Consider the following 14,348-nt stretch of genomic DNA (forward strand, 5'->3'; position numbering starts at 1 on the left):
TTGATTTTGAGAAGCCTGGTTACTGAGAAGTAGCCGGGCTTTTTTGTATATTTATGGCAAGCAACTTTATGACCTTATGAAGTTTATTGTATCATCATCAGTACTTCTGAAGAATCTACAGCATATTAATAGTGTAGGTTTTGACAATCCAATTGTACCTATCTTGGAGAATTTTTTATTCAGGATTACGGATGGGCATATTAAAGTCCAGGTGGATACAAAAGAATCAATAGAGCAAAGCACAAGTGGAATTACTGCAGTTATTTTACTTAATGAACTGCGCAAGCAGTCACAAATAGATGATATTGATGAGCTTATTCTAGAAATTTACAAAAACAACAAAAAGATCTACAGTACCCATCACTACGATTTTGAACGGATTGTTAGAAAGCTTTTCATGGGCTTAGGCTACGATGTGACACCTACAAAAAGAACAAGAGATGGCGGTTATGATATGGTTGCGGTACAAGATGGTATTATCCCGACAGCTCATTTAATTGAGTGTAAAACTCGCAAAAAAACACCTTTAGGTATTGAACTAGTAGAGCGGTTCTTATTTAAAATAAACGAATTAAAGGCCAGTACTGGGGTCATGATTACGAATTTCAGGTTCTCAGCTGACGTCATAAAAAAATATATGACTAAGGCATATCAGCATTATCTAAAGCTAATTGATGGTCCAGAATTATTAACAATGGTAAATAGTTATGTGACCAAATTTCTTAATTATTCCTTATAATTAATGAGTCGCTCCCTCCGCAAAACACCAATCTTTGGCTTTACTACAGGTTCAACAGAAAAGCAGGATAAACGGTGGGCAAATCGACGGCTACGCCGTACAAACCGTGTTCGTATTAGAAAAGCTGATGAACCTGCTTTACTACGGGAGGTCAGTAATGTTTGGGACTTCAAAAAAGATGGAAAAATGTACTATTTGAATCCATTAGCAGCTTGGTTACGCAAATAACAAAGGCCCTATTCCCAAACCTCACCAACCAAAAAAGCACTTCGGGAGAAGTGCTTTTTTGGTTTACAAAATCATCTAATTCTACCGTCGGCGACCGAACAGGCGCAGCATGTAGAGGAACATATTAATGAAATCCAGATAGAGTCGTAAAGCACCCATAATGGCTTCTTTGCGATCTTCGTCGGTACCCGCATTGCCAATTACGTTCATTTCTTTAATCTTCTGAGTGTCGTAGGCCGTCAACCCGACAAATATCAGCACCCCAGCGTAGGTAGCAATCCAGTACAGCGTCTCGTTCTGCCAGAACAGATTTACAACCGATGCAATGATCAGACCGATTAAGGCCATCATCAAAAAACCACCTAATGAAGTCAGGTCGCGTTTGGTGAAATAGCCGAAGGCACTCATAGCGCCAAATGTTCCCGCCGTAACAAAGAAAGTCGACGCTATCGAACCGCCGGTATACAGGATAAAAATTGATGCCAGCGTTAAGCCATTCATAATGGCATAGCCCAAAAACATAGCCGTTGCCGCTCTCGCCGATACACGCTGCACGGCTGCCGATAAGTAGACTACCAATAGCACTTCACCAATCAGGAGTGCGTAGAAAACCAGTCGATTGCCAAAAATGATATTCAGCAACGCTGGGGTACTAGCCACCCAGACGGAGACGGAGGCCGTAACAAGCAGGGCAACAGTCATCCAGCCATAGACCTGGGTCATGAAAGCGGCCTGCTCGCGTTTGACTTGATCGGCGGTAAGAAAAGGGTGTTGTCGTTCAGGGTAGGATTGTGATTCCATTGGAGTAAATAGGTTTTTACGTCCGAAAGAAAGCTAAATGCCTGAATAGATGCAACTCAACCTTTGCGCTTACTTAGCCAATCCATCCCGACGGGCGCGATCTCGCACGCGTTGCGCTCTAGCCTGACTATCGGGGTGCGACGACAAGAACGTGGGACCACCTTGTCCACCATTTAATTTGGCCAGTTTCTCGAAGGCAGTAGCCAGGGCCAGAACGTTATAGCCATAGCGTTTCAGAAACCCATAACTATAATCGTCCGCTTCGGTTTCCTGCTGGCGACTAAACGAGGCTCCCAATAGATTATCAGCAACATCGCCTAATTGCGACCGGGATAGCTCCCCTAATTTACCCGATGTTGAGCCCACAGCATCCCGTATGGCCGAGCGTTGAAGCGATCGTTTCATGGCATCACGTGTGTCATGATTAATCACATGCCCGATTTCATGCCCCATAACAGCCAGTAGCTCATTATCGGTCATGATGTCCATTAGTCCTTTAAAAACACGTACGCTGCCATCAGCCGTTGCAAATGCGTTGACATCAGGTACTTTGTACACTTTGTAATTGACGGGTAGTCCACTGATGGTATGGTGGCGGCTCACGATTTTATTGAGCCGTACAGTGTAAGGATCATTCGCTGCGGCTACGGGATTTTTAGCATCCATTTCCACGATAGCCTGGCGCGAAAGCTCGGCAACCTGCGCATCGGATATAGTGGCAGAACCCACAGCTTCCATCAACGCCTGCATAAGATTAGAGTTAATTTTGATTTGGGCCAGGCTCACCGTGGGCAGTCCAAATCCTACAAATAATATAATGATGATACGTTTCATAAGTTGAATCATGGACCGAATCCATGTGAATGGTTTGTAAATGGATTAATAGTATTGACTATTAAATCGACTAAAAGTTTATCAGATGACTAAAATGCAACACCTTATGGCCTCTCACTGCACTATAAAGCGGGAATTATAAAGGCAGGAATTTATTAACCAATATGATTTTCGTTCAGATTTGCCTGACGACGAATCGTTTGGCATTTTTGCTTTCAAAAGGAGCCTAGTTCCTTGTCAATCTGAAAACGAGAACATCCAATGAGCGAGCAATCACGGAGAAGTTTTGTCAAAAATAGCGTCGCAGCCGGGCTGGGTGCCGGGTTGCCAGTCATCGAATCAGCCCCTAAAGAAATGTTTGTTCACCACGTTTTCTTTTACCTGAAAAATCCGGGTAGTGAGGCCGATAAAGCCAAGTTGCTGGAAGGTCTAAACAAGCTCGCTAAATGTCCCACCATCAAGCTGGTAAATATTGGCACACCCGCCGGTACAACCCGTGATGTCATTGAGCGAAAATACACCTACTCCTGGTTGTGTTTTTTCGATAGTCCCGCAGATGAAGAGGCTTATCAGAAGCACCCTATCCACGACGACTTCCGCAACAATTATGCACAACTGTGGGAGAAAGTAGTCATCTATGATTCCGTTGGCCCCAAGCGGTAGCTTCCTAGCGTGAACGGTCCGGTCGGCCGTTCACGCTATAGTTCTGGTGCAGTAACAACTGGTGGCGAAACCTTCGCTGGCTTCCCTCGGGTAAAGGAAATAATGGCCCCTAGCAGCACCAGACCAGCCATTACCAGATAGGCGTAATGCATGCCAAGTAGTTGCGCGACCGTTGCCTCAGCCGTTACTCCATGCTCCAGTGCGTAGCTATTACGCGTACTGTACCAAATCGCAGCGGCCAGGGCAATTCCGACCACAAAGCCCAAATTGCGCATGAAAGCGATCATGCTACTAGCAATACCCCGTTGTGCCAGCGGGGCGGCATTAAGGGCGCTGCTACTATTGGGAGACTGAAATAAACCAAAACCCAGACTAACAAGCGAACTCCGCCAGATAACATCTGTCCAATCCCAACTTGTGTCCAGAAACGAAAAGGCAAAATAACCACAGGTAGTAATTAGCAAGCCAGTGCTGGACAGCCAACGGGTGCTAATTCGGCTGGACAGATAACCCCCTAAGGGAGCGACCAGACTAAGTGTCAACGGTCCAGCCAATAATACTAAACCTGCTCGTTCGGGATTAAGTCCTAATAATTGCTGTAAAAAGAAGGGAATCACGAATAGGTTTCCTCCTGAGGCAACGAATCCGCAAAAAGCAGCCAGAATAGCTGCGGTGTACGGTCGAATTCGAAATAGACTCAGCCGCAACATCGGTTCGCTGACCCGCATTTCCCAAAAGAGAAAAAGTATCAATAAAACCGCACCAGTAGCTAACAACCCAACAACGAGCGTATCATGCCAGCCATATTGAGGTTCCGGCCCAAAATCCAGACCTGTTAATAAGGTAGTTACGCCAATCAGAAATAGCCCCGCTCCTACCAGATCGAAGCGTTGATTCGTAACCTTTGGGCTTTCTGGCAATATGGTCCATGCCCGCCAGATGGCTAGTAAGCCGATAGGTACGTTCACAAAAAAAATACTCGACCAGCCGAATTTTCCTAGTAATAGCCCGCCAATTACAGGTCCGGCACTAGAGCCCGCAGCCACCACCGAGCCCATAAGACCAAGAGCCTGCCCGCGTTCCTGAGGAGCGAAGGCATCCCCAATGATAGCTGGCCCAATGGCGTAAATCATGGAAGCGCCTAATCCCTGAAGCACGCGAAAACTTACCAGCGACCATAGATTCCAGGCGAGTCCACAAAGCAACGATCCCAGCACAAACACGCAAAAGCCAGTGATGTAAAGCTGCCGACGCCCAACCCAGTCCGACAATTTACCCATGATGAGTAACGTACTCGTCGTTGTCAGCAGGTAACATAATACAATCCATTCGACACTGTCGCCCGCATTCAGATCCCGCCTTATCGTCGGCAACGCAATGTTGACAATGCTGCTATCGAGCGTCGACATAAATGTACCGAACATGATTGTCCCCAGAATGATCCATTTATTGGGAGACGACGAAGTTGCCGTTGAGACGGGTGATACTGACACAAGTAATTCAGGTTATTTCTGCGACTTAACTGGCAAAATTGATTGGTTGTTCATGGCAATCTAATCCATAGTTGCTCAGATTTATTATCTTACTACGCTTATTCTCTGAGCAAACTCAATCAAACAACCTGATGTACACGTCCAGACGAACTTTTTTACGTAAAACAACCCGAAATGGGTTGGCTATTCTGTCGACAGGCGGTTTAACCGCAACTGCGTTTGATCACACTCCATCCAATGCTGAACAGACAGAAATACTGACGACCAAATCAGCGCCTGTCAAACCTGATCATGTCGTCCGCTCCTTACCAGAAAACATGGTTTGGGGTTATTTCGGAGCCGATGTCCCGCCCGTCTACAAAGTGAAAGACGGCGACGTGGTTGAAATTCAGACAGTCAATCCGTCGGGTGTTAGTCGAACCAATCCCGAAGAGTTTTATACGAAAAATAACCTACCTCTCGATCAACATGCCCAGGAAGTTATCGCGATTCTAAAAAATGTAAAACCCGAACCATCAGGCATTCGGGGACACATGCTGACTGGGCCGGTTTACATCGATGAAGCGCAACCCGGCGACAGCCTTGAAATTCGCATCCTTGATCTGACTTTCCCGGCTGGGTTTGGTGTCAATAGCGTCTGGCCTGGTGGAGGTGGTATTCCCGATGAGGTAAAAACTCGGGAAACGTTCGTATACCGGTACGATGCCAAACGTAAGATGGCGACACTCAAAGAGGGCCTTGAAATACCATTGAAGCCGTTCATGGGCGTCATGGCCCTATCGCCACCTGCCGATATGGGTCGCCAAAGCTCTATTCCACCTAATTTCTTTGGCGGCAATCTGGACATCAAACACTTAACAAAAGGCACGACATTACACCTACCGGTTTCAGTACCGGGCGGATTATTTACCACCGGAGATGGTCACGGCGCTCAAGGCAATGGCGAAGTAAGTGGCGTGGCCATCGAGACGGCCATTAACCTGACCGTCAAATTTATTGTCCACAAAGGCAAAGCGCTGAAACAACCGCGCGCCGAAACGCCAACCCATTTTATTGCTGTTGGCCTGGACAAAGACCTAAATAAGGCCATGAAAAACGCTCTTTCTGAAGCTTGTGCCTTCATCAGAGATGAGTTAGGCTTTACGTTCAACGAAGCGTTGTCCATTGCCAGCACGGGCGTCGATTTTGAAGTGAGTCAGGTGGTTGATCAGACGCTTGGCGTTCATGCGATGATTCCCAAGTCGATCTTTACGAAGAAGAAATTCGATTATTGGTCGTAATCGGGTTGTTATTGATCTTTTTTCTTACCCAGTTGAATAGACGTTTTCCCGCCCGTAACTCGGCCATTTTCGTATTGATAGCTCGAATTAACACGCTTATCTTCAAGCTTTTTGACCATATCAGGTTGTACCCCCGCTCCCTGGGGCTTAGTAGGCACTGGGGCGGGTTGTACACCAAACTGGCTCGGCTGTTGGTATTTTGAGAATGCGTTCGTTTTGGGAGCTGGCGTCTTTGTACTATCAACAGACTGAGCAGCTGCTGAAAGTGATACGCATGAGATCAGGATGAAAAATGAATTCCTCATAGCCTTAAGCGTTTAGTTATGCTAAAAATAAGCACTTATTTGCTATACCCTACTTTGCTTTTCTCCGATAAAAAACGAATCCATTTTCTTCGCCCGTTTTTCGAACATCGGGGAGCGAATCAAGTAAGGTTGGCTCCTCAGAGGCATGGCGAATGAATAACACATCTTTGTCAATTCGCCCCTTTAGTAACCAGTCGAGATTGTACTCATTTGGGTTTGTAACAGGCTGTTTCTGCGTATAAAAATAAGGGCCGTAACTGTGGTATCCGTAGGTTTTCACGTACACATTCTGCCCTTGTGCCCGCTCGAAAAATCGCATGGCTGCGTCCTGCGAAATTCCTTCAATACGGCCAATGAAAAACCAGAGCGTCAGGGTTATGAACACCGCCATACCAATGAAGAGCGTCACCGAAGCACGGGCCATTTCGCGCTGATTGTACCAAATTAGCACCAGCGTAATAATAATAAGCAGCCATATGCCGGGAAATGCTTCCCAGCCCGTCCACTCTACTTTCGCGTTCAGATTACCCTGCGTAAATGCATCCTGATCGGCAGCCGCCTTCACAATATCCATCCGACGGGCTAGAAACGGCAGGCCTGCAATAGCAGCTACATAAATTCCGCCAACAACCAGTAAACCCGCTCGCATCCAGTTGTTAAACTGTATTTTTCGCTCTTCCAGTTGCAGAAGCGTTAGAGATGCGAAATACGTCAGCGGGAAATAGCAGAGCGAGGAATAATGGACGATTTTCGATTGAACAATACTGAACAGAATCAGCACTATCCAGAATAGAATCAACATCCATCGTCGAAATTCTCGCTGGTAGTTCCGTTCGATAAACAATGACCCAAACGCCCGAATCCCGAAAATAGAGGCCGGAAAACAACCTATCAGCAGAATAATAATATGATAGCCCGGAAAACCGACATGACCCGCATCGGGTGTACTAAACAGCCGGATGCTATAGGCCAGAAATTCGCGGACAAGTGTTGGACCATGCAGGTAAATATCGAGGCCGTACCAGATTAGTGAACTTGCCGAAGCGGCTGCAGTAAACGCCAGAAATTGCAGGGGCGTAATGAACCAACGGAACCGATTCAACAGCCAGTACGTGCCCAATACTAAGCCAACAATGAGATAGGCAACAGGCCCTTTGGTTAAAATAGCTAGGCCCAGCACAATTCCCCCTAGCAGAATATAAGTCCATTCACTTTTGGGTACAGTCATAGCGCCCCCCAGTCGTTCGCGTTTCCAGGAAGCAAAAATTACGTTGACCAGACTAATGAAAATAAACAGGTTAAAAAATGGGTCGATGATGCCAGACCGGAAATAAAGATGAGGTAATACCGAGCCTAAGTAAGCCAGTGCCCACAGCAATCCGAAGCGGTGTCCGTGCAGTTTTTTCCCAATGTGATAGAGATAGACCAGCGTAATGATACCACAAATTGCATTCGGCAGGCGGGCCGAAAATTCGTTGATACCAAAGAGATTCATCAGGATTGACTGGAACCAGAAAAACAGCGGTGGTTTTTCGTAAAACGGCTTAAAATCAATATGAACGTGAAAATAGTCGCCCAAAACAATCATCTCACGGGCACATTCGGCGAAGTTGATTTCGTCCCAGTCAAACAATCGGACGCCCCCCAAAAACGGGATGAAGAATAAAGCCCCCAAACCAATCAGTACTAGCGAATAGAACAGTTTTTGATTCATTAATGAATGTATTGATGCCGAAAAACAACGATCCCGAATGGAAAAGGAGCGTAAAAATAGCCGAAAAAAGATTGCGGGGATTCACGATATTCGCGCCAGTGAAATGAGTTTCGAGTTTCAGGCTCCAAGTTCCAGGTTAGCTGATGCGTCAGTAACTCTGGCAACCGTTAACCTGGAACTTAGAACCTGAAACATAAAACCCCTTATGCTCGCCAATCACCGATTTACCGACTTACCGGCTTATGCCCAACTACAAGCTCATTACGATGGCCTGAAAGTTCGCCATCTACGCGATTTGTTTGCCGAAGACCCGGAACGGTTTAACAAATTCACACGCCGGTTTGAGGATATTCTGCTCGATTTTTCAAAAAATCGGATCACTGCCGACACACTTGATCTGCTTGTACAACTAGCCGAACAGGCCGAATTAAAAAATGCCATTGGCAAGATGTTCTCGGGCGATAAAATCAACCGGACTGAAGATCGTGCTGTACTACACGTTGCGCTGCGTAATCGCTCCAATGCACCTATTCTGGTAGATGGTGTGGATGTTATGCCGGATGTGAATGCGGTGCTCGACCACATGAAATCGTTCACGGAACGGATTCGGTCGGGCGAGTGGAAAGGGTATACGGGTGAGGCCATTACGGATGTCGTGAACATCGGCATCGGAGGTTCCGACCTCGGCCCGGTTATGGTGACAGAAGCCCTGAAACCCTATGCCGACGACAAAAAACTGCGCGTTCACTTCGTCTCGAACGTAGACGGTGTACACATCTACGAAACGTTGCAAACCGTCAAACCCGAAACGACGCTGTTTCTGATTGCGTCGAAAACCTTTACGACGCAGGAGACCATGACGAATGCCCAAACGGCGCGTCAGTGGTTTTTAGAGGCCGCCAAAGATGAAGCCGCTATTGCCAAGCATTTTGCGGCCCTCTCGACGAACCAGAAAGACGTTGAAAAATTCGGCATCGACCTCGACAATATGTTCGGTTTCTGGGATTGGGTTGGTGGCCGGTACTCGCTCTGGTCGGCCATCGGCCTGTCGATTGCACTCTATGTCGGCTTCGACAAATTTGAGGAGTTGCTGGATGGTGCTCATGCTATGGACCTGCATTTTCGCGATACACCCCTCGACCAGAACCTGCCCGTTATTCTGGGATTAGTGGGTATCTGGTACAACAATTTCTTTGGTGCCCAAACCGAGGCTATTTTGCCTTACGACCAATATATGCACCGTTTTGCCGCCTATTTCCAACAAGGCGATATGGAAAGCAACGGCAAATCGGTTGATAGGGCTGGCCATCCTGTCGATTACCAAACCGGTCCCATTATCTGGGGTGAACCGGGAACCAATGGCCAGCACGCGTTTTATCAGTTGATTCACCAGGGAACCAAATTAATTCCGTGCGATTTTCTGGCCCCAGCAGTGAGCCAACGGCCCATTGGTGAGCATCACAAAATTTTAATGGCCAATTATTTTGCGCAAACAGAAGCGCTCATGAACGGCAAAACGGAAGCCGAAGCGGCCGAAGAATTACGCAAGACAGGAAAGAGTGAAGAGGAGATCAAAGCGTTGACACCTTTCAAGATGTTTTCGGGAAATCGCCCCACAAATTCTATCCTGTTTAAGAAATTAACACCCTATACGCTTGGCAGTCTGATTGCCATGTACGAACACAAAATCTTCACCCAGGGCGTTATTTGGGACATTTTTAGCTTCGATCAGTGGGGTGTTGAACTGGGCAAGCAATTGGCCAGTCGTATTCTGCCTGAGTTGCAGGACGACGCACCGGTTAGCTCGCACGACAGCTCGACAAATGGTTTAATGAACGCGTTTAAATCAATGCGAAACGAGTAATTCCAATTGAATATAACGAAACAGAATCACAGAGAAATCAGTCAAATCGAGCCCTATTCGCTCTATGTGTTTTGTAACTCTGCGTTTATTAAAATTGAAATAGTTCAAAACATTGCTAAGTAATGGCCTGTTAATGGGGTGTAGTCTAGGCTACACCTTTTTTTAGTTATACACTCAACGAGAAAAAAATTATGAAAACGCAATTCTCCCTCCTGGCAGCATGCCTGTGTGGTATCGGGCTCGTGAATGCCCAAACCACGACCACAACGAATTCGACTACGATGAGTACACCGACGAATTCTACGTACTCATCGCAAATGACAACCGATAGTACGGGTTCACTCAACAGCCCAGCACCAACGAGTCCGATGACGAACAGCAATTCGACGATGGACAATAACGCAACGAATAGTAATTCGTCAACCACGAACGGAAACTATTCGACGAACAGTATGGCAACACCTGCCGATGGTACAACGACGACAGTCTCGACGGAAACGTATTCGACAACCGAGCGTCCGGCACGTACGAAAGCGAAAGATTACAAAAACTTCGTATTTGGTATTTATGCTGGTTTAAACTCAACCAAGCTTAAAGGTGAATCGACGGGTGGCGATATATCGGGGCGTGTGGGCTATCAGGCTGGTTTCTTCGTACGGGGTGGTGGCCGGCTCTTCGGTCAACTTGGTGCTGAATACTTTGCCTCCAGTTCGAACTATTTTACCAAAGGAGACGGTCAGTCAGCTAGCCAAATTCAGGATCAGATCAACATTCAGTACGTTCAGATTCCGGTTTACATCGGCTACAAACTGCTTCAGTCCGATCGGGGAATTTCGGCGATCCGGTTGCAGGTTGGTCTTGAATATGCCAATCGGATCAATTCCAACAGTGGCAACTTCAACCTGACCAATGCAGAGATTAAAAGTGGGACATTCAATGGCTTAGGCCAATTAGGTTTCGATATTGGGCCACTGCTCATTGACCTGACTTACCACTATGGATTGAGCGATTCGATCAAAAATCCAACCAATGGCACCACTACATCAACCGGTTTTGCAGGTTCGCAACGTCGGATACTGAGCGCCAGTGTAGGGTTCAAGTTTTAAAACTGCCTAAGGGAGACCAAAGCAAAGCCGCCTTTCAATGAAGGCGGCTTTTTTTATAGGAATGATTAGGCAAAAATGGCCTTCAGACATGATTACACAAACATTCCTCCATATTGAACGGTTTTAGAATTGAATCTATGTATTCATTTTACTCAACTCAACAGGTTATGAAAACTTTCACAAAAACAGCTTTACTCGTGGCAGGAGTCTGCAGTACGAGTTTCGTATTGGGCCAGCAAAATTCCAATAATGACCGATACGATTACAACCGAAATGATAGCCGGGACCAGCGTCGCTACAATCAGCGGGACGAACGGCAATACAATAATGCCATTGATGAACGACGTGAATATAATCGCCGAAACGAGGAATACCCACGCTATGACAATCGCTACGAAGGCCGAATTGGTGATAATCGCCAGTTTGACGAACGTGATCTGAGCAAAGCTTACGACGAAGGGTTTGAAGATGGACAACGTAGCCAGGAAGTCTCTGAACGTCAGGAACATCATCAGAATTATAAGCACTTTACATTTGGTGTTTATGGGGGTGCTAATTCAACCCGTTTTGAGGGTGAAACCGTAAATGGGCAGGGCTTAACCGGTCGGCTGGGTTATCAGCTGGGCTTTCTGGTACGGGCTGGTGGACGCATCTATGGTCAGATCGGGGCCGAATATCTGGCGTCTAGTTCGCAATTCTTTAAACCGGGCGATGGTCAGGTAAACGGTGTCAGCGATATTACTGCCAACATCGACCAACGGTATTTGCACATTCCAGCGTATATAGGCGTCAAATTAGCCCAGTCAGATCGGGGTGTATCGGCGGTTCGTTTGGCAGTTGGTGGTGAGTATGCTACCCCACTCAGCACCGACAAAAACGATTTCAACTTAGGTAATGCTGATTTTCAGGCGGCAACCATCAATGGCCTGGTTAATCTTGGCTTCGATGCAGGCCCAATCATGCTGGACTTCGTGTACCACTACGGATTCGCCGATGTACTCACTAGCGGTAACAGCAAACGTCGAATTCTGGGTGTTAATCTAGGGTTTAAGTTTTAATACGTTGCAAAGAAGTAAGTTGTAAGGAATAAGTTAACAAGTTGTAAGTTTGTCAACAGGCCAATTATCGGTTCTTGACTTCTTACTTACAGCTTGTTAACTCATTCCTTACAACTTTTTCATGAATACCCTCTTCCCTATTTTCGTCAAGGCTGAGAACCTGCATGTGCTCATCGTGGGTGGAGGTTATGTAGGTCTGGAAAAACTGACCGCTTTACTGGCTAATTCACCAGAAGCCCGAGTCACGCTTGTTGCACCTGACATACGAGACGAAATTCGGGAAATGGCCCGTCAGTTTCCCAAGCTACAACTGATTCAGGAATCTTATCACGAAATTTACCTCTCCAGTAAAGACTTAGTCATTGTTGGTACGAATGATAAGGCCGTTAACCGGCAGGTACAGTCCGATTGTAAACGCCAGCGAATTCTGGTGAACGTAGCCGATACGCCCGAGTTGTGCGACTTCTACCTGAGTTCAGTTGTCAAGAAAGGCGACTTAAAAATCGCCATCTCCACCAACGGCAAATCACCCACTTTCGCCAAACGATTCCGCGAAGTATTGGAAGATATTCTACCCGATAGCTTGCAGGAAACGCTCGACAATCTGACCGCCATTCGTAATCAGCTCAAAGGTGATTTTGTGCAAAAAATGGAGAAACTAAACGAGATCACGAAAGTGTTGCGATAGATATTAACGCCAACACGAATGAAATTTCTCGCTATATCGGGTAGCCTGCGGGCGGCTTCCACCAATACATCACTCTTACGGGCCATTGCCGAATTAGCTCCTTCAACGATAACTGTCACGCTCTACGACGGCCTCGATAACCTTCCTCATTTCAGCCCCGAACGCGATACCGATCAGGCACCAGAAGCGGTCATTAATCTACGGACTCAACTTCGGGAAGCCGATGCTGTAATCATCTGTACGCCAGAATACATTCACGGTATGCCAGGTGTTCTGAAAAATATGCTTGATTGGATTGCCTCATCGGGTGAGTTCGTCTATAAACCAGTTGGCATTATCAGCGCAGGCCCATCGGATACGGGTGGCATGCGGGCACATGCGTCGCTGTCGCATACGTTGGAGGTTTTAATGGCACAAACCCCAGAGAAGGCGTCGCTCATTGTGCCCTTCATTCGGCAACGATTGGGAGCTGATGATCGAGTAACCGACCCAGTTTTGGTTCAGGAATTACAGGATGTGGTATCGTCTTTACTGGAAGTGGTAGAGCAAAAGAGTCAGGTAGTTTAAAACCACTCCTACAAAGCCAACTCCACGGCAGGGTCCCAGAAGACTTTTTTAAAGTCAACAACCTTATCATTTTTGACCTGTACGCCCTCGGATTCGAGCAGGCGCTGCATGACATCGGGCTCACCGAAGAAATGCTTGCCTGATAGCACACCCACACTGTTAACAACCCGATGAGCGGGCACGTCGGGGCGGTTATGACAACCGTTCATGGCCCAGCCTACCATTCGGGCACCCGCCCGTAGGCTTAAGTAGCGGGCAATGGTTCCATAATTCGTGACGCGGCCTTTGGGTATTAACCGCACGACTTCATATACCTCCTCAAAATAATCACGTTGTTCCATAGCTAGATCGAAGAGGTATTTATTCTTTCTCTTCAATAGCCTTTGACAACCGGCTGTACCATTCTTCACCGTAAGCCCGAACAAGCGCTTCGCGGACAAATTTGTAGATCGGTACGTTTAGTTGTTCACCGAAGCTACAGGCAGGACTACAGATAGGCCAACGGTCGTAGTTCAGCGCATGAAATGATTCATACTTGGTAACCCGAATCGGATACAAATGACAGGAGATGGGTTTCTTCCAATCGACTTTACCCTCATTATAGGCTTCTTCGATACCACATTTAAGAATACCCTTGTCATTCCAGGTGGCATATACGCACTCCCGACCACCCACTGTATTGGTCACGAAACCACCGTGTTCATCAGGTTCATAACCTCCTTTCTGCTCAATAACCCGAATACCTTCAGGTGAGAGATACGGTTTTATGTCTTCATAAATTCGATCCAGAATTGCGGGTTCATCGCCCTCAAGCGGGGCTCCCATATCCCCTTCCACGCAGCAGGCGCCTTTGCATTTATCTAAATTACAGACGAAGAATTTTTCAGCAACGTCATCGCTGATGCAGGTATTGTCAATCAGAATCATAGTTGTAAGACGGTGATGGGCGATTCTCTACCAGAACATTCCGCAGGAAACCAGCCTATCCTATAGTAAAGATACTATGCA

Annotated in this window: 17 protein-coding genes; 10 read left to right on the forward strand and 7 right to left on the reverse strand. The window is 46.8% G+C overall.

Annotation, left to right across the window (positions count from 1 at the left end):
• The first annotated feature begins 76 nt into the window (after nt 1–76).
• The gene (locus tag GO755_RS14675; protein ID WP_157585930.1) at nt 77–739 is read left to right on the forward strand and encodes a restriction endonuclease; all 663 of its coding nucleotides are present in this window, start codon (nt 77–79) and stop codon (nt 737–739) included.
• A 3-nt stretch (nt 740–742) separates the two neighbouring features.
• Entirely contained in the window at nt 743–967 is a 225-nt protein-coding gene (locus GO755_RS14680) for a hypothetical protein (RefSeq protein ID WP_157585931.1), read from the forward strand.
• A gap of 81 nt (nt 968–1,048) precedes the next feature.
• On the opposite strand, the gene GO755_RS14685 is transcribed toward GO755_RS14680, so the two are convergent.
• Nucleotides 1,049–1,768 carry a Bax inhibitor-1/YccA family protein gene (locus GO755_RS14685; protein WP_157585932.1) on the reverse strand — a complete coding sequence of 240 codons (720 nt, stop codon included), beginning with the start codon at nt 1,766–1,768 and terminating at the stop codon, nt 1,049–1,051.
• 69 nt (nt 1,769–1,837) lie between these two features.
• Entirely contained in the window at nt 1,838–2,602 is a 765-nt protein-coding gene (locus GO755_RS14690) for a M48 family metallopeptidase (RefSeq protein WP_157585933.1), read from the reverse strand.
• Between the two features lie 261 nt (nt 2,603–2,863).
• On the opposite strand from GO755_RS14690, the gene GO755_RS14695 reads away from it, so the two are divergent.
• Nucleotides 2,864–3,265 (forward strand): Dabb family protein, encoded by a 402-nt coding sequence (locus tag GO755_RS14695; protein WP_157585934.1) that lies wholly within the window; start codon nt 2,864–2,866, stop codon nt 3,263–3,265.
• Between the two features lie 35 nt (nt 3,266–3,300).
• On the opposite strand, the gene GO755_RS14700 is transcribed toward GO755_RS14695, so the two are convergent.
• The gene (locus GO755_RS14700) at nt 3,301–4,758 is read right to left on the reverse strand and encodes an MFS transporter (RefSeq protein WP_317165877.1); all 1,458 of its coding nucleotides are present in this window, start codon (nt 4,756–4,758) and stop codon (nt 3,301–3,303) included.
• A 131-nt stretch (nt 4,759–4,889) separates the two neighbouring features.
• Between GO755_RS14700 and GO755_RS14705 the strand changes: the two genes are divergently transcribed.
• Nucleotides 4,890–6,038, forward strand: coding sequence for an acetamidase/formamidase family protein (locus GO755_RS14705; protein ID WP_157585935.1), 1,149 nt, complete (start codon nt 4,890–4,892; stop codon nt 6,036–6,038).
• Between the two features lie 8 nt (nt 6,039–6,046).
• Here the strand turns inward: GO755_RS14705 and GO755_RS14710 are convergent, their stop codons facing one another.
• Both GO755_RS14710 and GO755_RS14715 read right to left on the reverse strand, forming a co-directional pair.
• Nucleotides 6,047–6,343: a hypothetical protein gene (locus GO755_RS14710; protein WP_157585936.1), complete on the reverse strand. Its 297-nt coding sequence runs from the start codon at nt 6,341–6,343 to the stop codon at nt 6,047–6,049.
• Nucleotides 6,344–6,392: 49 nt separating this feature from the next.
• Nucleotides 6,393–8,057: an ArnT family glycosyltransferase gene (locus GO755_RS14715; RefSeq protein WP_157585937.1), complete on the reverse strand. Its 1,665-nt coding sequence runs from the start codon at nt 8,055–8,057 to the stop codon at nt 6,393–6,395.
• A 37-nt stretch (nt 8,058–8,094) separates the two neighbouring features.
• On the opposite strand from GO755_RS14715, the gene GO755_RS14720 reads away from it, so the two are divergent.
• From GO755_RS14720 to GO755_RS14745, 6 genes are all read left to right on the forward strand, one after another.
• A complete protein-coding gene (locus GO755_RS14720; protein WP_157585938.1) occupies nt 8,095–8,247 on the forward strand; it encodes a hypothetical protein in 153 nt (50 codons plus the stop codon).
• 15 nt (nt 8,248–8,262) lie between these two features.
• Nucleotides 8,263–9,921 carry a glucose-6-phosphate isomerase gene (gene pgi / locus GO755_RS14725; RefSeq protein ID WP_157585939.1) on the forward strand — a complete coding sequence of 553 codons (1,659 nt, stop codon included), beginning with the start codon at nt 8,263–8,265 and terminating at the stop codon, nt 9,919–9,921.
• Nucleotides 9,922–10,112: 191 nt separating this feature from the next.
• Nucleotides 10,113–11,027, forward strand: coding sequence for an outer membrane beta-barrel protein (locus GO755_RS14730; protein WP_157585940.1), 915 nt, complete (start codon nt 10,113–10,115; stop codon nt 11,025–11,027).
• 167 nt (nt 11,028–11,194) lie between these two features.
• Nucleotides 11,195–12,085 (forward strand): hypothetical protein, encoded by an 891-nt coding sequence (locus tag GO755_RS14735; RefSeq protein WP_157585941.1) that lies wholly within the window; start codon nt 11,195–11,197, stop codon nt 12,083–12,085.
• 121 nt (nt 12,086–12,206) lie between these two features.
• On the forward strand, nt 12,207–12,773 hold the full coding sequence (locus GO755_RS14740; protein WP_157585942.1) for a precorrin-2 dehydrogenase/sirohydrochlorin ferrochelatase family protein: 567 nt from the start codon (nt 12,207–12,209) through the stop codon (nt 12,771–12,773).
• Between the two features lie 18 nt (nt 12,774–12,791).
• The gene (locus GO755_RS14745) at nt 12,792–13,340 is read left to right on the forward strand and encodes an NADPH-dependent FMN reductase (protein ID WP_157585943.1); all 549 of its coding nucleotides are present in this window, start codon (nt 12,792–12,794) and stop codon (nt 13,338–13,340) included.
• 8 nt (nt 13,341–13,348) lie between these two features.
• On the opposite strand, the gene GO755_RS14750 is transcribed toward GO755_RS14745, so the two are convergent.
• Together GO755_RS14750 and GO755_RS14755 are read right to left on the reverse strand one after the other, a co-directional pair.
• Complete coding sequence (locus tag GO755_RS14750; protein WP_157585944.1) at nt 13,349–13,681, reverse strand: MGMT family protein; 333 nt, start codon at nt 13,679–13,681, stop codon at nt 13,349–13,351.
• A gap of 19 nt (nt 13,682–13,700) precedes the next feature.
• Nucleotides 13,701–14,267: a DUF3109 family protein gene (locus GO755_RS14755; protein ID WP_157585945.1), complete on the reverse strand. Its 567-nt coding sequence runs from the start codon at nt 14,265–14,267 to the stop codon at nt 13,701–13,703.
• Nucleotides 14,268–14,348: the final 81 nt, after the last annotated feature.

The organism is Spirosoma arboris, assembly GCF_009754945.1.
Classification (GTDB): Bacteria; Bacteroidota; Bacteroidia; order Cytophagales; family Spirosomataceae; genus Spirosoma; species Spirosoma arboris.